The sequence below is a fragment of the Gottfriedia luciferensis genome, from assembly GCF_001712755.1.
GTDB classification, from domain to species: Bacteria; Bacillota; Bacilli; order Bacillales; family Bacillaceae_G; genus Gottfriedia; species Gottfriedia luciferensis_B.
The window spans coordinates 74,243-94,805 of sequence record NZ_MDKC01000033.1 but is presented as its reverse complement, the minus strand read 5'-3'; the positions used below and the strand labels follow the sequence as shown (position 1 = coordinate 94,805).

Sequence of the window (20,563 nt, the reverse complement as noted above, 5' to 3'; positions counted from 1 at the left end):
CTACAAATTTCAAGTTGGTTAAATGGTTGTAATGACGAAATTTAGCTGAATTTTATCGACAAATGTTAACAAAAAGTGTATAACATTTATAGTATCCTATTAGTATTTAGTACTAAAAAAGTTAGGAGGAATTAGGTTGCAAATCAAAGACTTATTTTCCAAAAAGAAAAAATATGCATCTATACCTTCAGAAGTAATGAGACAAGATTTACCTGACGGTGTTATGACAAAATGTCCTAAATGTAAAAAAATTAGTATTACAAAAGAATTAATAAAAAACCTAAAAGTTTGTAATAATTGTGGTTATCACCATCAAATGACAGCATTCGAAAGAATCGAAAGCTTAATTGATGAAGATACTTTTGAAGAGTTTGATCAAAATATGGTTTCTGCAAATCCGCTACACTTCCCTGATTACATAGAGAAGCTTGAAGGGGATCGTAAAAAAACTGAGCTTAACGAGGCGATTGTTACAGGAAAAGGAAAAATCGACGGAATTCCTGTTGTAATTGCAGTTATGGATGCAAGATTCCGAATGGGAAGCATGGGATCTGTTGTCGGAGAAAAAATAACTCGTGCAGTTGAGCGAGCTTCATCTGACGGTTCACCATTTATTATTTTTACTGCATCCGGCGGAGCTCGTATGCAGGAAGGTATTTTAAGTTTAATGCAAATGGCAAAAACTAGTGCTGCGCTTAAAAAGCATAGCGAGCTAGGTTATTTAGCAATTTCAATTATGACAAATCCAACTACAGGTGGAGTATCTGCTAGTTTTGCATCTTTAGGCGATTTTAATTTTGCTGAGCCGGGTGCTTTAATTGGTTTTGCTGGTAGACGTATTATTGAGCAAACGATCCGTGAAGAATTACCTGAAGACTTCCAAACTGCTGAATTCCTAATGAATCATGGTCAGCTTGATGCAGTCATTTCACGATTAGAATTACGTTCAAAATTATTTACAATCCTTAACTTACATCAAGGGGGTGTCTTGCAATAGTGGTTATGTTAGAATTCGAAAAACCGATTCATGAACTAAAGACGAAAATAGATGAACTTAAGGTTTATACAAGTCAACATGATGTTGATTTTTCTGAAGAAATCAGACGTTTAGAAGAACGTTTAAAAACCTTAGAAAATGAAATATACGGTAACATGGGAGTTTGGGATCGTGTACAAGTTGCTAGACATCCTGAACGACCAACTACTTTAGATTATGTTAATAGATTATTTACAGATTTCTTTGAGTGTCATGGTGATCGATTATTTGGAGACGATGCTGCAATCGTTTCAGGTATCGCATCTTACCGTGGATTACCGGTTACTATCGTTGGACATCAACGTGGTAAAGATACAAAAGAAAATATTCGACGTAATTTCGGTATGCCACATCCAGAAGGGTACCGAAAAGCACTTCGTTTAATGAAGCAAGCAGAGAAATTTAACAGACCGATTATCGCGTTTATCGATACAAAAGGTGCATATCCTGGTAAGGCAGCTGAAGAGCGTGGACAAAGTGAAGCAATTGCCCGAAATATTTTTGAAATGGCAGGCTTAAAAGTACCTACTATTTGTATTGTAATTGGCGAAGGTGGTAGTGGTGGAGCTTTAGCATTAGGAATTGGTAATAAGTTACTGATGTTAGAAAACTCAACTTACTCTGTAATATCACCAGAAGGTGCAGCAGCATTATTATGGAAAGATTCTTCACAAGCACGTAGAGCAGCTGAAACAATGAAAATAACAGCTCCAGACTTATTAGATTTAGGTGTAGTTGACCAAATTATTCCTGAAGTAAAAGGTGGAGCGCAAAATGATGTTGAACAACAGGCTAAGTATATTGACAAGTACTTATATGAAACATTAAAGTCACTGTTAACTATGGATAAAGAAGAGCTAGTTCAACAACGATATGAAAAACACGCAAAGTTAGGGAAAATTTCTTTTAACCAATAATATTTAGTTTAACTTCTAGAGTGTGTGAAACAATATGTTAGCATGCTCTTTTTGTATTTTTTTTATAAAATTAGTAAAAAATAGCAATATGCATAAAGATGTCGTCATACTTTTTAAAAGTGTTTCATTCATTAAAAAAAGTTTATGAAAAAGTTCACATTATTTCTATTGTTTAAATAGGCATTACATGGTACTTTATAAAAATGAATAAATGCATAAGGTAAAATCATTGAGGTGAATACATAATGAAAAGAATTGGCGTATTAACTAGTGGAGGAGACTCTCCAGGAATGAACGCTGCTGTACGTGCAGTTGTAAGGAAAGCGATTTTCCATGGTCTTGAAGTTTATGGTGTATACCAAGGTTATTCTGGTCTTATTAATGGAAATATTGAGAAGCTAGAGTTAGGTTCTGTAGGTGATATTATTCATCGTGGTGGGACAAAACTACTTAGTGCGCGTTGTCCAGAATTTAAAACATTGGAAGGACAAATGAAAGGGATCGAACAACTTAAAAAGTTCGGAATTGAAGGATTAGTTGTTATTGGTGGAGATGGATCATATCAAGGTGCAAAGAAGCTGACTGAACATGGTTATCCTTGCGTTGGTGTTCCAGGTACAATTGATAATGATATCCCAGGTACAGATTTTACAATTGGATTCGATACAGCATTAAATACTGTTATTGATGCAATTGATAAAATTCGTGATACAGCGACATCACATGAGCGTACATATGTAATTGAAGTTATGGGTCGTAACGCAGGTGATATTGCATTATGGGCAGGGTTAGCTGATGGTGCAGAAACGATTTTAATACCTGAATGTGACTATGATATGGATGATATTATTAGTAAATTAAACCGTGGTAGTGAGCGTGGCAAAAAACATAGTATCATTGTAGTTGCAGAAGGCGTCGGAAGTGCAATTGAGATAGGTAAAGTAATACAAGAGCGAACTCACTTTGATACACGTGTAACAGTTTTAGGACATGTTCAACGTGGTGGTTCACCAAGTGCTGCTGATCGAGTTTTAGCAAGTCGTCTAGGAGCAAGAGCGGTTGAACTACTTATGGAGGGCAAAGGTGGACGTTGTGTTGGAATCCAAAATAATAAGTTAGTTGACCATGACATTATCGAAGCACTATCTAAAAAGCATGAACTTGATCGAGATATGTACCAATTATCTCAAGAACTTTCAATTTAATTAGTTAGATTTAATTGGGCAATCGATTTCATAAATTTCGTAATAGTATAGAGTTTTATATAAATTTGGAGGGTAAAAAATGCGTAAAACAAAAATAGTTTGTACGATTGGTCCTGCTAGTGAATCGGTAGAAAAATTAGTAGAGTTAATTAATGCAGGAATGAACGTAGCACGTTTAAATTTCTCGCATGGTTCTCATGAAGAGCATGCTGCAAGAATTACAAGTATCCGCGAGGCTTCAAAACAAACTGGTAGAACTGTAGCGATTCTTTTAGATACAAAAGGTCCAGAAATTCGTACTTTAGATTTTGAAGGTGGCCAAGCAGAATTAACAACTGGAAATGAAGTTATTATTACTACAGAACCAGTAGTAGGTACAGCAGAAAAATTTGCGGTTTCTTACGAAGGTTTAATTGATGACGTACATGTTGGTTCTAGAATTCTTATCGATGATGGATTAATCGGATTAGAAGTTATCGGTATTGAAGGAAATGATATTCGTACTAAAGTGTTAAACAGCGGTTTAGTAAAAAATAAAAAAGGTGTAAACGTACCAAATGTACGTGTAAATTTACCTGGTATTACAGAAAAAGATATAAGCGATATCCAATTTGGTATTGAACAAAATGTTGATTTTATTGCCGCATCTTTCGTTCGTAAAGCTTCTGATGTATTAGAAATTCGTGAGCTTTTAGGTAAACATGGCGCTGAGTATATTCAAATTATACCGAAAATCGAAAACCAAGAAGGGATCGATAATATCGATGAAATTCTTGAGGTTTCAGATGGTTTAATGGTTGCACGTGGTGATATGGGTGTAGAAATTCCACCAGAAGAGGTACCAATCGTTCAAAAACTATTAATTAAAAAATGTAATAATTTAGGTAAGCCAGTAATTACAGCTACTCAAATGTTAGATTCTATGCAACGTAATCCTCGACCAACACGAGCAGAGGCAAGTGACGTTGCAAATGCCATTCTTGATGGAACTGATGCAATTATGTTATCAGGAGAAACTGCTGCAGGTTCATATCCAGTCGAATCTGTTTCAATGATGAACTCAATTGCGCTTCGAATTGAAAAAAGCTTACAATACGAAGAATTATTTAAAAAGCGTCAAAGAGAAAATAAAGGAACAATTACAGATGCAATTGGTCAATCGGTTGCAGCAACGGCTTTAAACTTAAAAGTAGCTGCAATTATTGCTCCTACTGAGAGTGGACATACTGCGAAAATGATTTCAAAATATCGTCCAAAAGCTCCTATATTAGCTATTACATCTGATATTCGTATTTGTCGCCGCCTAACTTTAGTTTGGGGAGTACAAACTGAATATAGAGAAAGAGCAAACTCAACTGACGAAATGTTACAACATGCTATGGAAGCGGCTCAAGACGCTAAATTTGTTTCAAATGGTGATACTGTCATCATTACTGCTGGATTACCAGTTGGTGAAACAGGTATGACAAATATGATGAAAATCCATGTAGTAGGTGACGTGATCGCTCAAGGTCAAGGTATTGGTCGCAAAACTGCTGCAGGAAAAGTTGTCATCGCAAAAACTGGTGAAGAAGCTGTTTCGAAAGTTACACCAGGAAGTATTCTTGTAACAAATAGTACAGATCGAGACATGATGCCAGCGATTGAAAGAGCAGCGGCTATTATTACTGAAGAAGGTGGATTAACTAGCCATGCTGCAGTAGTAGGTGTTAGCTTAGGTATTCCAGTAATTGTTGGAGTTGAAAATGCAACAAACATCTTAGTAAACGGTCAAGCTGTTACAGTAGATGCTTCAAGAGGAATAGTTAGTACAGGACATAAAAGCATATTTTAAGATATAATAAAGAGAAGGACAAAGTTTCCTTCTCTTTATTTTTTGACGTGCATAAGATTATTAAGAGATATATTTTTAATTCTAAGCAAGAGGTGAAACGATCATGAAAAAACTTGTTGGTTGGCTATTGTTAATCCCATTAATTGATTTAATCTGTTTAACATTACTTGGTAGAGTAATTGGTTCCTTATCAGTATTTCTTTGGCTAATCGGTACGCTTTTGATTGGTATATATATCATGAGAACCGTTTGGGTTACAGTTAAAAATCAAGCCGGAGAACAGATTCGGGCTGGCAAAATGCCGGATTTAATCATGATAGAGGGATTGTCATTTTTCCTAATTGGCCTCCTATTTTTTATTCCAGGACCAATTACCGACTTACTAGCAATCGTTTTGCTAATTAAACCAATTAGAATCAAATTTGTTCAACAACTTATTTATTTTGTCATGAAAAGGCTAAAGGGTAATGTTGTTTGGACAGGTTATATAAAGAAATAAACATTGGAAATACAATTGATTTTTTATCAGAGACAAAAAAACGAGAAAGCGGTTAGCTTTCTCGTTTTATTTTTGCAAAGAAATAATAAATTGATTTTCAGTTTAATTCGAACCTCTAATATAATACCAAAGTTCATGGAAGACTCTTGCTCGATACAAAGTTGATAAAATTACTAAGGTTACTGGACCGGCTATCAATCCTAGTAGACCAAAAAATTTAAAACCAACAAATATCGAGATTAAAGTAGGAAGTGGTTGTAGTCCAATATTTGAAGATAGAACTTTTGGCTCTGCAAGTTGACGTTGGACAATTACAACACCATATAAAATTGCGAGACCAATCGTTAATTTATAATCGCTAGACAGAAATGTATATAAGATCCATGGTATGAAAATTAAGCCAGTTCCTAGGTATGGAAGTAAGTCGATGAAGCCAATTAGAATAGCTATAGTGATTGCAAAAGGAACTCTTAATATTAATAATCCGATTAAGACTAGCACAGTCGTCATAGAAATAAGAGTGATATGTGCTTTAATAAAACCAAATAAAGCTTTTCGTAAATCAATAAAAATTGTTTTGCTGTAATGTTGAATTCGATCTGGTGTATATTTTGCGAATAAATTTTTTATTTTGTACCAATCTTTACTAATAAAGAAAGTTGCTAATAAAGAAACGAATATTAAGGTAGCAGTATTTGGTAATAAAGCGATTACTAACTTAATCCCTACAATAATACCATTTAATGCTTCTTTTCCTAGATTAATTGCAGAATCGCCAATCGATTGTATATTTGTGCGAATCGTATGTTGTTGACCAGCTCCGAGTTGACTATATTTACTCATAATCAAGTCATATAAAGGAATCACCTTATCAGTAACAAGATTTTCAACGAAATAAATTAATCGTTCAAAGCTTTCTGGAACAACTTGAATTAAATAGGTAGAGCCTGAGATGATTTCCGTAATTAGTAATGTAAATAATCCTGCTAGAATAGCTAATAGTAAAATAATTGATAAAAATGCTGCTATTCCTCTTGGTACTCTGGCTTTTTCGTTTAAAAAATTTACTAGTGGATTTAAAAGGTATGCAATGATTAAAGCAATGATGAAAGGGTATGTAAGTTTTGAGATGAATAGTGCCACGTAAAGACCTAGAATAGTACATGCGATAACAAATAAAAACCGAACGATCTGAAAAACTAAAGTTCTATTCAAACTTTTACCTCCTTCCAAAGTGAAATGAGTCCTCTTGTCTTATTTTATCAAGAATTATTTTTTTATAATAGTAAAGTTTGATAGTATTTATTAATAAATTATACATTAAGGGGATACTAACAAATGAGTGAATCGACAATTTTTCTCTTAGTTTTATTATTAATTGGTGCAATCGCTAAAAATAACTCTTTAATTATTTCAATTATAGTATTGTTAGTACTAAAATATACTCCCTTAGGAGTTCGAGTATTTCCGTATATGCAATCAAAAGGTATTAATTTAGGCGTAACAATCATTACGATTGCTGTATTAGTACCAATAGCGACCGGAGAAATCGGTTTTAAAAATTTGATTGATGCATTAAAAACCCCTGTTGCCTGGATCGCACTACTCTCTGGTATCGCCGTAGCTCTTTTGGCAAAAGGTGGAGTACAATTATTAGCAACTAGTCCACAAATAACAGCAGCATTAGTACTAGGTACTGTACTGTCTGTAGCGGTATTTAAAGGGGTTGCAGTAGGGCCTTTAATTGGAGCTGGAATCGCATATCTATTCATTTGGATTGTAGAATTAATTAAGTAATTGCATAATAATTATATTTTAGTAAATTGTTTTCATTCACAAAAGTCAGATTATTGTTTATAATAAGTGATAGTAGGGTTCCTTTCTATATATACTCGGTATTTAAAAAGAGTTATACCAGTATATGTATGTATTAAATACTAGGGAAATTTTTGCGTAAAGGAGAGAGGGGAATATGACAGTTAAAAGTGGTTTAGAGGGTGTTGTAGCAGCTACGACTTCTATAAGTTCTATTATTGATGATACATTAACGTATGTGGGTATCGGTATTGATGAATTAGCAGAATATGCAAGTTTTGAAGAAGTAGTATATTTATTATGGCATCGCAAGTTACCAAATAAGGATCAACTTAAAGAACTTGCTTCTCAATTAGCAGATAATGCCGAATTACCAGAAGAAGTTATTACTTACTTAAAATCAACTAATTTAAAAAATGTACATCCTATGACTGTACTACGTACAGTTATTTCAATGCTTGCATTGTATGATAAAAATGCTGAAGCAATGGACTCAGATTCAAATTATCTTAAAGCAATCCAACTTCAAGCTAAAGTTTCAACATTTGTGGCAGCGTTTTCTCGAATTCGTCAAGGGCTTGAACCAGTTGCTCCTAATAAAGATTTATCTTATTCGGCTAACTTCTTATACATGCTAACAGGTGATAAACCTAATGCAATTGCTGAAGAAGCAATTAATAAGGCTTTAGTACTACATGCTGACCATGAATTAAATGCTTCGACATTTACTGCACGCGTTTGCGTAGCTACATTATCTGATATTTATTCAGGTATTACAGCTGCGATTGGAGCTTTAAAAGGTCCATTACACGGCGGCGCAAATGAAAGCGTTATGAAAATGTTAGCTGAAATCGGTGAGATTGAAAATGTTGAATCTTACATTCAAGAGAAAATGGATGCTAAAGCGAAAATTATGGGATTCGGACATCGCGTATATCGTGGTGGGGACCCACGTGCGAAACATTTAAAAGAAATGTCTCGTCAATTAGGTGCAATTACTGGAGAGTTAAAATGGTACACAATGTCTGAAAAAATTGAAGAACTTGTTACAACTCAAAAGAATATTCCACCAAATGTTGATTTCTACTCTGCATCTGTTTATCACAGCTTAGGAATTGAACATGATTTATTCACTCCAATCTTTGCTATTAGCCGTATGTCTGGCTGGACTGCACACATTTTAGAACAATATGAAAATAATCGTATTATTCGTCCGCGTGCAGATTATACAGGACCAGAGAAAAACTCTTACATTCCAATTGAAGAGCGTGCATAAAGAAATAATTGAATACTTAAAATAGTATTTAATATTCGAATAATAGTGGTATAGTAAAGAGAGGAAGAGGAATCTTCCTCTCAAAAGCATGTATTTTAATGAATTTAATTTATTTATACAAGGGGGAGCATGTAATGCAAGCTGAAAAAATTACATTAGTAGACGGCCAATTAAACGTGCCAAACAATCCAATTATTCCTTTTATTGAAGGCGACGGTACAGGCCCAGATATTTGGGCAGCATCATCACGTGTTTTAGATGCAGCTGTTGAAAAAGCATATAATGGTAATCGTAAAATTGAATGGAAAGAAGTTCTTGCTGGTGAAAAAGCATTTAATGTTACTGGTGAATGGTTACCTCAAGAAACTTTAAATTTAATTGAAGAGTACATGATCGCAATTAAAGGACCTTTAACAACTCCAGTTGGTGGTGGTATTCGTTCTTTAAACGTTGCTCTACGTCAAGAATTAGATTTATTTGTGTGCTTACGTCCTGTACGTTACTTTGAAGGTGTACCTTCACCAGTTAAACGTCCAGAAGATACTGACATGGTAATTTTCCGTGAAAACACTGAAGATATCTATGCAGGTATCGAATATGAAAAAGGTTCTGAAGCAGTTCAAAAAGTTATCGAATTCTTACAAAAAGAAATGGGTGTTAATAAAATCCGTTTCCCAGAAACATCTGGTATCGGTATCAAACCAGTTTCTGAAGAAGGTACAAAACGTCTTGTACGTGCAGCAATTAATTATGCAATCCAAGAAAACCGTAAATCTTTAACTTTAGTTCATAAAGGTAATATCATGAAATTTACTGAAGGTGCATTTAAGAACTGGGGTTATGAAGTTGCTGAGCAAGAATTCGGCGACAAAGTATTTACATGGGCAGAATACGATCGCATTGTAGAAACAAGCGGTAAAGACGCTGCTAACAAAGCAATGGATGAAGCTGAAAAAGCTGGGAAAATCCTAGTAAAAGACAGCATTGCTGATATCTTCTTACAACAAATTTTAACTAGACCACGTGAGTTCGATGTAGTTGCTACAATGAACTTAAATGGTGACTATATTTCTGATGCACTTGCTGCTCAAGTTGGTGGAATTGGTATCGCTCCTGGAGCAAATATCAACTACGAAACTGGACATGCTATTTTTGAAGCTACTCATGGAACAGCACCTAAATACGCTGGTTTAGATAAAGTAAACCCATCTTCAGTTATTCTTTCTGGAGTATTAATGCTTGAGCATATGGGTTGGAATGAAGCAGCTTCTATGATTCTTAAATCAATGGAAAAAACAATCGCTTCAAAAGTTGTTACTTATGACTTTGCTCGTCTAATGGATGGAGCTACTGAAGTGAAATGTTCTGAATTTGCAAACGAATTAATTTCAAATATGGAATCAGTTCTTGTATAATTAAATTGTGTTTGTAAATAAAAGGGAGGTATTTGTATGTCAATTCGTAGACGTAAAATTTCCGTAGTAGGTGCTGGGTTTACTGGTGCTACAACAGCTTTCTTGCTTGCACAAAAGGAATTAGGGGATGTTGTGATAGTTGATATTCCACAACTTGAGAACCCTACTAAGGGCAAAGCCTTAGATATGCTTGAAGCAAGTCCAGTTCAAGGATTTGATGCTAACATTATTGGTACTAGTGATTATGCTGACACAGCTGATTCAGATGTAGTAGTCATTACAGCAGGTATCGCTCGTAAACCGGGTATGAGCCGTGACGATCTAGTATCAACTAACTCAAACATCATGAAAGCAGTTACTCGTGAAATCGTAAAATACTCTCCTAACTGTACAATCGTTGTTTTAACTAATCCGGTTGATGCAATGACTTATACAGTATACAAAGAAGCTGGTTTTCCTAAACACCGCGTTATAGGACAATCTGGAGTTCTTGACACAGCACGTTTTAGAACGTTTGTAGCTCAAGAATTAAATTTATCCGTTAAAGATATTTCTGGATTTGTTTTAGGTGGTCACGGAGACGATATGGTACCATTAGTGCGTTATTCATATGCTGGTGGTATTCCATTAGAAAAATTAATTCCAAAAGATCGTTTAGAAGCTATTGTTGAACGTACTCGTAAGGGTGGCGGAGAAATCGTTAATCTACTAGGTAACGGAAGTGCTTATTATGCACCTGCTGCATCTTTAGTAGAGATGGTTGAAGCTATACTTAAGGATCAACGTCGCGTATTACCTACAATCGCTTATTTAGAAGGCGAATATGGGTACAGCGGTATTTACTTAGGAGTTCCTACAATTATTGGCGGAAACGGTATTGAACAAATTATCGAATTAGATTTAACCGCTGAAGAAAAATCAGCGTTAGATCGTTCAGTTGCAGCTGTCAAAAACGTTATGAACGTTTTAGCTTAAAAAGAAGACCCACAAGTAATTTCTAATTACCTTGTGGGTCTTTCATTTTATCCTACTTTAATATTCACCTTTAATTACAAAATATGAGCCACGAATCGTTCCAGCTAGTTTAGACTTCTGCCTAGCAAACTTAAACTTCTCTACTAACTCCATTGGAATTTCCATTCCGTCAGAAAGTTTAAAACCAACAGCACGCTTTTTAGGGTCATCAACCGTATACATAACATTTACCGAAAGTCCATCCTCATAAAAGACGTAGGTAAATTTAATATTTTCCACTTGAAAACGAGATGTTTCTAAAGGTTTAGCAGCGAATACGATATCACGTTCTTCTTTCAAAATTCGGTTAACATAATCAAGTGTCTCCTGACTTTCACTAGCTGGTACAACCGTAAATTCATGTTTGTACTTGTTCATAAAATAACGAGCTTCATTTGCACGTAAACCAGCAAGTGCATCTACTACTGGGGAAGACTCTAAACCAACCGTAGACACATTTTTAAAATCAACTGTATAAGACATGTCCATCTCTCCTTTTCACTTAGCCAAACTTTAATTTAATCATCTTATCTACTAAATTATACCAAAAACTTATGCATCTGAATTGTCGTTTCACGGTATAAGTATGTACAAGTTTTTTATGCAACAAACCACAATGATTTTTATACAGAACGAATATAGAGTATTTAATTACTTATTAAGGAGAAAGATAGAATTTTATCATCCATAAGGGGGAAAATATAAACAGACGAAAAGTAAAAATTTTTATAAGTTTTTTTATAAAAATTTTGCCGATTAAGAAGGAAATTTGCTGTTGTTTATCGAATTTTTAAAATATTAAGATAAACAGGGGGTTTAATATGTTAACTAAAAAAGCAAAAATCGGACGAAAACTTGAAGACATTTCAATTGGTGAAAAGTTAATTGTAACAGAACATATTGATGAAAAACATATTTACTTATACCTGGCTTTAACAGGCGATACAAACCCATTATATACTCAATACAACTATGCTTCTCAAACAAAATATAATAAACCGATTGTTCCAAGTTTTATTATAAGCGGGCTAGTCTCTGCAGCAGTTACAAAACATTTACCTGGTCCAGGAAGTCATATTATAAAAAAAGAACTTCAATTCGATCAACATATATATCACAATGAAACAATTTCAATTCATTTTGAGGTAGTCGAAATTAACTTAGATTTAAATGAAGTATGTATTAATGTAAGCGTTTTAAATAAAACGCAAACTGAAATTGCTAATGGAAAACTGACAGTAATTCCACCAACGGTAAACCAATCGAATGCTCTATTATATGAAAATTTTTAACTATAGAATGTCAACTCTGACATTCTTTTTTTGTTGTTTTACTTTTGAATGAACTTTCCATCCCTGCTTTTTACGTTTTACGTCTGATGGAATTTTTAGTATGATTAAAAAGTAGACATAAATAATAAAATAGTTACAAATGGATGAGGGGTTAACAATGACCTGGAGGAATATGAAATGAACAATAAAATTCTTGTAGTTGACGATGAAGAGCATATCTTAACTTTAATCAAATTTAACCTAGAACAAGCAGGCTTCCAAGTTGTTACAGCTACTGATGGGGATGAAGGTTTACAAAAGGCTGTAGAGGAAAAACCAGAATTAATTGTTCTAGATCTAATGCTACCTAAAAAAGATGGTATGGAAGTATGTAAAGAATTAAGACTACAAAGAAATACGACGCCTATTTTAATGGTTACAGCAAAAGATGATGAATTTGATAAAGTGTTAGGACTCGAACTTGGTGCCGATGATTACATGACAAAACCATTTAGCCCAAGAGAAGTCGTAGCTAGAGTTAAAGCGATTTTAAGAAGATCTAAAATTACTGAGACACCAGTACAATCAAATGACGATGCTGATACTTTAATAATAGCTGATCTAAAAATTCTACCTGAGTACTATGAAGCATATTTCCAAGGTGAAAAACTAGAGTTAACACCTAAGGAATTTGAGTTATTATTATATTTAACGAAAAATAAAGGTAGAGTATTAACTAGAGATCAATTATTAAGTGCTGTTTGGAATTATGATTTTGCTGGAGACACTAGAATTGTCGATGTTCATATTAGCCATTTAAGAGAAAAAATTGAACTAGACTCGAAAAAACCAGTTTATATAAAAACAATTCGTGGATTAGGATATAAATTAGAGGAACCAAGATTAAATGAGTAATCTTAATCGAAAATTGCTCTATGGATTCTCTGCAATCATAATCGTTATTCTTGTTATATTAGGAATCGTACTAGGGCAAATATTTAAATCCTTTTATCTGACAAACTATGACCAAAGAATTGAGAAAGAAACTAACTTAATTGCCTCAATTATGGAGTCGAATACACCATTAACAAAGAATATATCTAATCAGACGTTAAAAAAGATATCAAAGGACTTAAATATCGATATTATATTATTTGATGATCACTATAATCTGATTGCTAAATCTAGCAATGAGAATGTGGAATTGAATATATCATCAAAGGATTTAAAAACTTATCTAGAACGACTTGATAAAGTAGAGAGTGCAGCTAAATTTACTGAAAAAGATTCTGCAGCTAAATATTATGGCAAGAAAATTACAGATAAACATGGCAATAAGCAATTTTTAATTGTCGATTATTCAACTAAGTCAATCAAAGAAGTTTACCGAAGTATTTCGATGTTATTATTTTCATTATTAGGTTTTGTTTTATTTGCCATCATAGTTTTACTGATACGATACTCGCATCAATTTTCAAAACCAATTGAAGATATTACACAAGTTGCAATTGAATTATCCAAAGGGAATTATAAAGCTAGAACATTAGCTGAAAGTAATGAATCGACAACAATGTTAAGTCAAGCAATGAATGTACTTGCAAAAAATCTACAAGAAATGACTAGTCAACAAGAAATGCAGCAAGATCGATTAAACACATTAATCCATAATATTGGTAGCGGGGTTGTTTTAATTAATAGTAGGGGTCATGTAAACCTAATTAATAAAACATATCGAGAAACGTTCAAAATTGACTCCAGAAGTATACTGGGTGAACTTTATTATGACGCATTTAAACATAAAGAAGTCATTGAAATTGTGGAAGAAATTTTTCTAAAAGAAATAAAAGTTAGAAAGCAAATCATTCTGCCATTATCAATTGAAAGAAAACATTTTGAAATATATGGTGCACCAATCATTGGGATAAATCACGAGTGGAAAGGAATCGTTCTTGTTTTCCATGACATAAGTGAATTAAAGAAATTAGAGCAAGTTCGAAAAGATTTTTTTGCAAATGTATCCCACGAGCTTAAAACACCTATTACATCTATTAAAGGTTTTACTGAAACTCTACTAGATGGAGCAATGGAAAATGATGAGTTATGTAAAAACTTCTTATCGATTATTTTAACGGAAAGTGATCGTATGCAGACACTTATTCAAGATTTGTTAGACCTTTCAAAAATTGAGCAACAGAATTTTAAATTAGATCTTGCAGAAGTATCAGCAAAACAAGTTATTGAAGATGTACAGCAAATGCTTAATCAAAAAGCAGAAGAGAAGAATATAGACTTCAAATTATATTTAAATAGTCCGTTAGTTGTATATGCTGATGCGTTAAGATTAAAGCAAGTAATTATTAATTTAGTTGATAACGCAATTCACTATACTCCAGCTGGTGGTAAAGTATTTATTACTGCCTCCGAGACGAATGATCATATTGTTTTAAGGGTTAATGACACAGGAGTTGGAATTGGAAAAGAAGATATATCTCGTATTTTCGAACGTTTTTACAGAGTAGATAAAGCAAGAAGTAGGAACTCTGGAGGGACAGGCCTAGGACTAGCGATTGTAAAGCATCTTGTCGAAGCGCATAAAGGCAAAATCGAAGTTGAAAGTAAACTAGGCCATGGGACATCATTCATTGTAACATTAAATAAAAATATTTCGATGTAACATTTACATTGTTTTTACATTGTATTTATTAATAATTAATAAAAAATTGTTATAGTTATGATGAAAACCCCTTCATCCAAGGAGTTATCTTAAACCGGGAGTAGTTATACTTCCGGGATTTTTTATATTTAATACTGTTTTATTTTTTCTTTAAGGTGTCCATACTAGTGGATACCTTTTTTATTACACTTTAAGATCGTATAAATTGGCAACGAGTAATCACCACAGTCGAAGAGTTTTCTTTATTTGATCATATTACTTTTATAATTTTTGGGGAAATTATGAGTGTTGAATCATACATCGGAGGGTGGATACAGATGTACGAATACGAATTTGTAAAAGTTAACACGAAATCATCAAATAGATATTATTATGACGTAGTTGGGAACTATGCTAAAAGTGGCTGGCGCCTCCATCAGGTTGTAAATAATCAGCAAGCAGCAATAGAAGGTTCATGTGTTGAACTAATTTTTGAGCGAGAAATCGACTTGAATTAATTACAGAGGTAGTCTTACGATTCATTCTTAAAAGTCATAATTATTCAACTTTAGTCTCAAGTGAATAAAAACTTTTAATATGCCTGAATCAAAGACGACCTCTTTTTCTTTTATGAATAGTTCGTGTTAAAATGTTAAGAGCAAGGAAATGAGGAAACGACTAACCTCTTGAAAAGATAAAGTATGAAATAAAATTATACATAAAAAGATAGTGAGATTTGTAATAGGAAGGGGATCTATTTTGAAGAAAAAATTGGTTTTAATTGATGGGAATAGTATTGCCTATAGAGCTTTCTTTGCATTGCCACTTTTAAGTAATGATAAAGGTGTCCATACGAATGCAATTTATGGATTTACAATGATGTTAATGAAAATTCTTGAAGATGAAAAACCGACTCATATGCTTGTTGCATTTGATGCAGGGAAAACAACATTTAGACATAGTACATTTAAAGAATATAAAGGTGGAAGACAAAAGACTCCACCAGAGTTAAGTGAGCAGTTTCCACTTGTTCGCCAGTTATTAGATACATACGGAATTGCACGTTATGAGTTAGAGAATTATGAAGCGGATGACATTATTGGTACACTTGCAGGTCAAGCTTCTAAAGATGAATATGAAGTAAAGGTTATCTCAGGTGATCGAGATTTATTACAGCTAGTTGATGATCGTATTACAGTAAGTATGACTAAAAAGGGTATTACTGAGGTTGAAGAATATACTCCTGCAGCGATTCATGAAAAATATGAGATTACACCTGATCAAATTATTGATATGAAAGGTTTAATGGGTGATAAATCTGATAATATTCCTGGTGTACCAGGTATTGGGGAAAAGACTGCAATTAAACTTTTAAAACAGTTTCAAACTGTAGAAGGTCTTTATGAAAATATAGGGGAAGTAAGTGGAGCAAAGCTTCTTCAAAATTTAAGTGAAAATAAAGATCAAGCCTTAATGAGTAAACAATTAGCGACAATTAATAAAAACTCACCAATTGAATTAACTGTAAATGACACAACGCTTCCAGAAGCCGATACGAATAAAGTAGCGGAATTTTTTAAATCCCTTGGATTCACATCATTGTTAGCTAAATTGGATATCCAAGAAACGATGGAAGATCTAGAAGAGATTAACTATGAAGTACTAGATTCAATTGAGGAGAAACATTTAGCGAACCATTCAAGCTTAATCGTTGAAATGATCGGAGAAAATTATCATACAGAAGAAATTCAAGGGTTTGGACTTTCAAATGAAAAAGGTCATTTCTTTATTCCAACAACTGTTGGATTAGAGTCGGATTTATTTAAAAAATGGCTTGAGGATGAGAGTGTTAATAAGAATGTATATGATGCAAAAGGTGCTTATGTTGCACTAAAGTGGAGAGGGATTAATTTAAATGGTGTTAATTTCGACCCGTTACTTGCTTCATATATATATGACCCTGCCCAGTCTAATAAAGAATTTGCTGATATCGTAAATGGTAAAATAGATTTTTCAATTCAAACTGCCGAATCGATTTATGGTAAAGGTGCAAAGCAAACTAAACCATCAGATGAAGTTTTATCAGAATATATTGTTCGTAAAACAATTGCTATTAGCAAATTAAAAGAAACTTTAGAAGAATCATTGCGAAAAAATAGTCAATTTGAACTACTAACAGAATTAGAATTACCATTAACTTTTATTTTAGGTGATATGGAATTTGAAGGAGTAACAGTCAGAGAAGAGACTCTTCGTACGATGGGTTCAGAACTAGCTAATACGTTAAAAGAGCTTGAAGAGTCTATTTATGAGTTAGCCGGTGAAAAATTCAATATTAATTCACCAAAGCAACTAGGTGTTATATTATTTGAAAAGTTAAATTTACCATCTGGTAAAAAAACAAAAACTGGTTATTCGACTTCTGCTGATGTACTTGAAAAATTAGAGGCAGAACATGAAATCATACGATTAATTCTTCACTATCGTCAAGTTGGGAAATTAAATTCTACTTATGTAGAAGGTTTATTAAAAGTGATCAATGAATCAGATTCCAAGGTTCATACACGATTTAATCAAGTATTAGCACAAACTGGTCGCTTAAGCTCAATTGATCCTAACCTGCAAAACATTCCGATTCGTTTAGAAGAAGGTAGAAAAATTAGAAAAGCTTTTGTCCCATCTAAAAAAGACTGGCTGATCTTTGCTGCCGATTATTCTCAAATTGAATTAAGGGTATTAGCTCATATCGCACAAGACGATAATTTAATGGATGCATTTAAAAATGACTTTGATGTTCATACAAAGACTGCAATGGATGTTTTCCATGTTAGTGCTGATGAGGTAACAAGTAATATGAGAAGACAAGCAAAAGCTGTTAACTTTGGGATTGTATACGGAATTAGTGATTATGGATTATCACAAGGATTAGGTATTACAAGAAAAGAAGCGTCTAGATTTATTGAAAAGTACTTTGCTAGTTTTCCAAAAGTAAAAGATTATATGTCAGATATTGTTCAAAAGGCTAAACTAGAAGGATTTGTAAGTACAATCTTAAATAGACGTCGTTATATCCCTGAAATTTCAAGCTCAAATTTTAATGTTCGTGGATTTGCTGAAAGAACAGCGATGAATACGCCAATCCAAGGTAGTGCTGCAGATATTATTAAAAAGGCGATGATTTTATTAGATGAACGTCTTAAAGCAGAAAAACTTCAGGCAAAATTAATTTTACAAGTACATGATGAATTAATATTAGAAGCTCCAAAAGAGGAATTAGCAATTTTAGAAAAAATCGTACCAGAAGTAATGGAACATGCAGTCGAGCTAGTTGTGCCATTAAAGGTTGATTATAATTTTGGAGATTCTTGGTTTGAAGCAAAATAAATAGATAGGATGACTTTTTATGCCTGAATTACCAGAAGTTGAAACGGTTAGACGAACTTTACTGGATTTAATAGTTGGGAAAACAATCTCAACAGTAATCGTTTCATGGGGAAAAATAATTAAAAAACCTAATGAAGTAGATGAGTTTCAGATTTTACTAAAAGGTCAAACAGTAGAAAATATAAATCGTCGAGGTAAGTTTCTACTATTTCAATTAAGTGATTTTACACTTGTTTCGCATTTAAGAATGGAAGGGAAATTTCGCGTGTTCCCAGCGGAAGAACCTGTAGCACCTCATACACATGTTCGATTCCTATTTGAAGATGGAACTGAACTTAGATATCAAGATGTTCGTAAATTTGGCACTATGCATTTATTTAATAAAGGTGAGGAGAATGAAGGACCACCACTTGCTAAATTAGGTCCAGAGCCATTTTCCGATGAATTTACTGCTGATTATTTAAGGGAAAAGCTTAAAAATACAAACCGAAAAATTAAAGTCGTTTTATTAGATCAGGAATTAGTAGTCGGTTTAGGCAATATTTATGTTGATGAGGTTTTGTTTAGAGCTAAGATTCATCCGGAAACACCTGCATCATCATTAAAGCCTAAACAAATAAAAATACTTGCCGAATCCATTACAGCAACTTTACAAGAGGCTGTGAATTTAGGCGGAAGCACAATTCGTTCTTATGTAAATTCACAAGGGCAAATAGGAACTTTTCAAGATATCATTAAAGTATATGGCAGAAAGGGTTTAGAGTGTCAAAATTGCGGCCAACCAATAGAAAAAATAAAAGTTGGTGGCAGAGGTACTTCTTTTTGCCCGGTATGTCAGCCTAAAAAAAATTAACATAAGGTTCCTTTCTTTCATACTATATCAAGAGTACGAAAGAGAGGAGCCTATTTTTATGGTAAATATGCTATCATTAATACTACTAGCATGCGCACTAAGCTTAGATAGTTGCAGTGTTGGATTTACTTATGGACTTCGAAAAGTAAAAATTCCTTTAAAATCAATCGTTACAATTGCATCTTGTTCAGGAATCATATTAATGACATCCATGGGGATTGGGCATGCAATTACAGACTTTTTTTCACCAATAATAGCAAAAAGAATCGGAGGATTTGTACTTGTATGTATAGGATTATGGGTACTGTTTCAATTTTACCGATCAAATAAAGGATCAAATATAGAAGAAAAGAATGAGTTAGAAGATAAAGGGATTGACTGGGAATTTGAAATTTTAGGTGTAGTCGTAAAAATTTTAAAGAAGCCTACAACTGCAGACATAGATCGTTCAGGTAGTATTAATGGATTGGAAGCGATGTTACTTGGGTTTGCACTTTCACTTGATGCCTTTGGGGCTGGTATAGGTGCATCATTACTTGGATTTTCTCCACTATTGACGGCAATTGTAACATCTACTGCAAGTGCTTTATTCTTATTATTTGGTATGAAATTAGGAAATGTGTTATCGAAAACATTGTGGCTTCAAAAGTTAACCTTCTTACCAGGTGTTTTCTTAATATTAATTGGATTAATGAAGATGTAATAAAAATAATGAAAGAGTGTATCCGAATGGATTTATTCCATTTGGTCCTCTTTATCTAGTGTAAGGAGAATAAAAGATGGGTAAAATTTTTGGACTAACTGGTAGTATTGCAAGTGGAAAAAGTACAGTCTCCAATTACTTAAAGGAATTAAATGTTCCAATTGTTGATGCAGACGTAATTGCAAAAGAAGTGGTTGAAATTGGACAACCTGCATTTAAAAAAATCGTTGAAGCTTTCGGAAGTGAGATTCTTTTAGAGTCTGGTGAAATTAATCGACCATTTCTCGGAAGTATTATTTTTAATAATAAAGAAAAGCGCTTACAACTTAATGAAATAGTACATCCGGAAGTCAGACGTGAAATGAAAGAACAAGCTGATCGATACATAAAACAAGGTGAACCACTTGTTATTTTAGATATTCCTCTTTTATATGAGGGTAACTCAATTGAATTGGTTGAAAAAGTAATCGTAGTGACAGTGTCGGAAGAAAATCAATTAAAGCGTTTGATGAATCGTAATGGTTTATCGAAAGAGGATGCACTTTTACGTATTGCATCTCAAATACCAGTTAAAGAAAAAGCAGCACGTGCTGACTACGTAATAAATAACAATGGTGACTTTGAGGATACAAAAATACAAGTTAAAGACCTATTAAATAAAATTATTTCATAAAATAATGTAAATAGT

General features: G+C 33.5%; 19 protein-coding genes. 17 read left to right on the top strand and 2 right to left on the bottom strand.

From position 1 onward, the window contains the following. Positions 1–196: 196 nt before the first annotated feature. The 5 genes from accD (at position 197) to BED47_RS16930 (ending at position 5,491) form a co-directional block, all read left to right on the top strand. Positions 197–997: an acetyl-CoA carboxylase, carboxyltransferase subunit beta gene (gene accD, locus BED47_RS16950; protein WP_069034779.1), complete on the top strand. Its 801-nt coding sequence runs from the start codon at positions 197–199 to the stop codon at positions 995–997. 5 nt (positions 998–1,002) lie between these two features. Then, a complete protein-coding gene (gene accA, locus BED47_RS16945; RefSeq protein ID WP_069034778.1) occupies positions 1,003–1,953 on the top strand; it encodes an acetyl-CoA carboxylase carboxyl transferase subunit alpha in 951 nt (316 codons plus the stop codon). Between the two features lie 245 nt (positions 1,954–2,198). Further along, entirely contained in the window at positions 2,199–3,158 is a 960-nt protein-coding gene (gene pfkA / locus BED47_RS16940; protein ID WP_069034601.1) for a 6-phosphofructokinase, read from the top strand. A 79-nt stretch (positions 3,159–3,237) separates the two neighbouring features. Beyond that, entirely contained in the window at positions 3,238–4,992 is a 1,755-nt protein-coding gene (pyk, locus tag BED47_RS16935) for a pyruvate kinase (protein ID WP_069034600.1), read from the top strand. Positions 4,993–5,095: 103 nt separating this feature from the next. Further along, positions 5,096–5,491 carry an FxsA family protein gene (locus BED47_RS16930; RefSeq protein WP_069034599.1) on the top strand — a complete coding sequence of 132 codons (396 nt, stop codon included), beginning with the start codon at positions 5,096–5,098 and terminating at the stop codon, positions 5,489–5,491. Between the two features lie 102 nt (positions 5,492–5,593). Here BED47_RS16930 and ytvI read toward each other — a convergent pair whose 3' ends face one another. Continuing rightward, positions 5,594–6,706: a sporulation integral membrane protein YtvI gene (gene ytvI, locus BED47_RS16925; protein ID WP_069034598.1), complete on the bottom strand. Its 1,113-nt coding sequence runs from the start codon at positions 6,704–6,706 to the stop codon at positions 5,594–5,596. Positions 6,707–6,829: 123 nt separating this feature from the next. On the opposite strand from ytvI, the gene BED47_RS16920 reads away from it, so the two are divergent. From BED47_RS16920 to mdh, 4 genes are all read left to right on the top strand, one after another. Continuing rightward, complete coding sequence (locus tag BED47_RS16920; RefSeq protein ID WP_069034597.1) at positions 6,830–7,288, top strand: DUF441 domain-containing protein; 459 nt, start codon at positions 6,830–6,832, stop codon at positions 7,286–7,288. Between the two features lie 175 nt (positions 7,289–7,463). Further along, the gene (gene citZ, locus BED47_RS16915; protein ID WP_069034596.1) at positions 7,464–8,582 is read left to right on the top strand and encodes a citrate synthase; all 1,119 of its coding nucleotides are present in this window, start codon (positions 7,464–7,466) and stop codon (positions 8,580–8,582) included. 134 nt (positions 8,583–8,716) lie between these two features. Then, on the top strand, positions 8,717–9,997 hold the full coding sequence (gene icd / locus BED47_RS16910) for an NADP-dependent isocitrate dehydrogenase (RefSeq protein WP_025568412.1): 1,281 nt from the start codon (positions 8,717–8,719) through the stop codon (positions 9,995–9,997). Between the two features lie 36 nt (positions 9,998–10,033). Then, positions 10,034–10,972 (top strand): malate dehydrogenase, encoded by a 939-nt coding sequence (mdh, locus tag BED47_RS16905; protein WP_025568413.1) that lies wholly within the window; start codon positions 10,034–10,036, stop codon positions 10,970–10,972. 57 nt (positions 10,973–11,029) lie between these two features. Here the strand turns inward: mdh and BED47_RS16900 are convergent, their stop codons facing one another. Beyond that, entirely contained in the window at positions 11,030–11,494 is a 465-nt protein-coding gene (locus BED47_RS16900) for a hypothetical protein (RefSeq protein ID WP_025568414.1), read from the bottom strand. Between the two features lie 338 nt (positions 11,495–11,832). Here BED47_RS16900 and BED47_RS16895 point away from each other — a divergent pair, with 338 nt between their 5' ends. From BED47_RS16895 to coaE, 8 genes are all read left to right on the top strand, one after another. Next, positions 11,833–12,303 carry a MaoC/PaaZ C-terminal domain-containing protein gene (locus BED47_RS16895; protein WP_025568415.1) on the top strand — a complete coding sequence of 157 codons (471 nt, stop codon included), beginning with the start codon at positions 11,833–11,835 and terminating at the stop codon, positions 12,301–12,303. A gap of 177 nt (positions 12,304–12,480) precedes the next feature. Then, positions 12,481–13,197 carry a response regulator transcription factor gene (locus BED47_RS16890; protein WP_025568416.1) on the top strand — a complete coding sequence of 239 codons (717 nt, stop codon included), beginning with the start codon at positions 12,481–12,483 and terminating at the stop codon, positions 13,195–13,197. After that, a complete protein-coding gene (pnpS, locus tag BED47_RS16885; RefSeq protein WP_025568417.1) occupies positions 13,190–14,956 on the top strand; it encodes a two-component system histidine kinase PnpS in 1,767 nt (588 codons plus the stop codon). The genes BED47_RS16890 and pnpS overlap by 8 nt, the downstream gene beginning before the upstream one ends. Positions 14,957–15,273: 317 nt before the next feature. Further along, complete coding sequence (locus tag BED47_RS16880) at positions 15,274–15,453, top strand: DUF4177 domain-containing protein (protein ID WP_049813519.1); 180 nt, start codon at positions 15,274–15,276, stop codon at positions 15,451–15,453. 238 nt (positions 15,454–15,691) lie between these two features. Continuing rightward, entirely contained in the window at positions 15,692–18,319 is a 2,628-nt protein-coding gene (polA, locus tag BED47_RS16875; protein ID WP_084006976.1) for a DNA polymerase I, read from the top strand. A gap of 19 nt (positions 18,320–18,338) precedes the next feature. Continuing rightward, positions 18,339–19,172 (top strand): DNA-formamidopyrimidine glycosylase, encoded by an 834-nt coding sequence (gene mutM, locus BED47_RS16870; RefSeq protein WP_069034595.1) that lies wholly within the window; start codon positions 18,339–18,341, stop codon positions 19,170–19,172. A 19-nt stretch (positions 19,173–19,191) separates the two neighbouring features. Next, a complete protein-coding gene (gene ytaF / locus BED47_RS16865) occupies positions 19,192–19,875 on the top strand; it encodes a sporulation membrane protein YtaF (RefSeq protein WP_302622009.1) in 684 nt (227 codons plus the stop codon). A gap of 76 nt (positions 19,876–19,951) precedes the next feature. Then, a complete protein-coding gene (coaE, locus tag BED47_RS16860; RefSeq protein ID WP_025568422.1) occupies positions 19,952–20,548 on the top strand; it encodes a dephospho-CoA kinase in 597 nt (198 codons plus the stop codon). Positions 20,549–20,563 lie beyond the last annotated feature (15 nt).

What these genes read in the sequence shown, in the direction of transcription:
- accD (WP_069034779.1), top strand. Translation starts at nt 197, where the DNA reads ATGAGACAAGATTTACCTGACGGTGTTATGACAAAATGTCCTAAATGT.
- accA (WP_069034778.1), top strand. Translation starts at nt 1,003, where the DNA reads ATGTTAGAATTCGAAAAACCGATTCATGAACTAAAGACGAAAATAGAT.
- pfkA (WP_069034601.1), top strand. Translation starts at nt 2,199, where the DNA reads ATGAAAAGAATTGGCGTATTAACTAGTGGAGGAGACTCTCCAGGAATG.
- pyk (WP_069034600.1), top strand. Translation starts at nt 3,238, where the DNA reads ATGCGTAAAACAAAAATAGTTTGTACGATTGGTCCTGCTAGTGAATCG.
- BED47_RS16930 (WP_069034599.1), top strand. Translation starts at nt 5,096, where the DNA reads ATGAAAAAACTTGTTGGTTGGCTATTGTTAATCCCATTAATTGATTTA.
- BED47_RS16920 (WP_069034597.1), top strand. Translation starts at nt 6,830, where the DNA reads ATGAGTGAATCGACAATTTTTCTCTTAGTTTTATTATTAATTGGTGCA.
- citZ (WP_069034596.1), top strand. Translation starts at nt 7,464, where the DNA reads ATGACAGTTAAAAGTGGTTTAGAGGGTGTTGTAGCAGCTACGACTTCT.
- icd (WP_025568412.1), top strand. Translation starts at nt 8,717, where the DNA reads ATGCAAGCTGAAAAAATTACATTAGTAGACGGCCAATTAAACGTGCCA.
- mdh (WP_025568413.1), top strand. Translation starts at nt 10,034, where the DNA reads ATGTCAATTCGTAGACGTAAAATTTCCGTAGTAGGTGCTGGGTTTACT.
- BED47_RS16900 (WP_025568414.1), bottom strand. Translation starts at nt 11,494, where the DNA reads ATGTCTTATACAGTTGATTTTAAAAATGTGTCTACGGTTGGTTTAGAG.
- BED47_RS16895 (WP_025568415.1), top strand. Translation starts at nt 11,833, where the DNA reads ATGTTAACTAAAAAAGCAAAAATCGGACGAAAACTTGAAGACATTTCA.
- BED47_RS16890 (WP_025568416.1), top strand. Translation starts at nt 12,481, where the DNA reads ATGAACAATAAAATTCTTGTAGTTGACGATGAAGAGCATATCTTAACT.
- pnpS (WP_025568417.1), top strand. Translation starts at nt 13,190, where the DNA reads ATGAGTAATCTTAATCGAAAATTGCTCTATGGATTCTCTGCAATCATA.
- BED47_RS16880 (WP_049813519.1), top strand. Translation starts at nt 15,274, where the DNA reads ATGTACGAATACGAATTTGTAAAAGTTAACACGAAATCATCAAATAGA.
- mutM (WP_069034595.1), top strand. Translation starts at nt 18,339, where the DNA reads ATGCCTGAATTACCAGAAGTTGAAACGGTTAGACGAACTTTACTGGAT.
- coaE (WP_025568422.1), top strand. Translation starts at nt 19,952, where the DNA reads ATGGGTAAAATTTTTGGACTAACTGGTAGTATTGCAAGTGGAAAAAGT.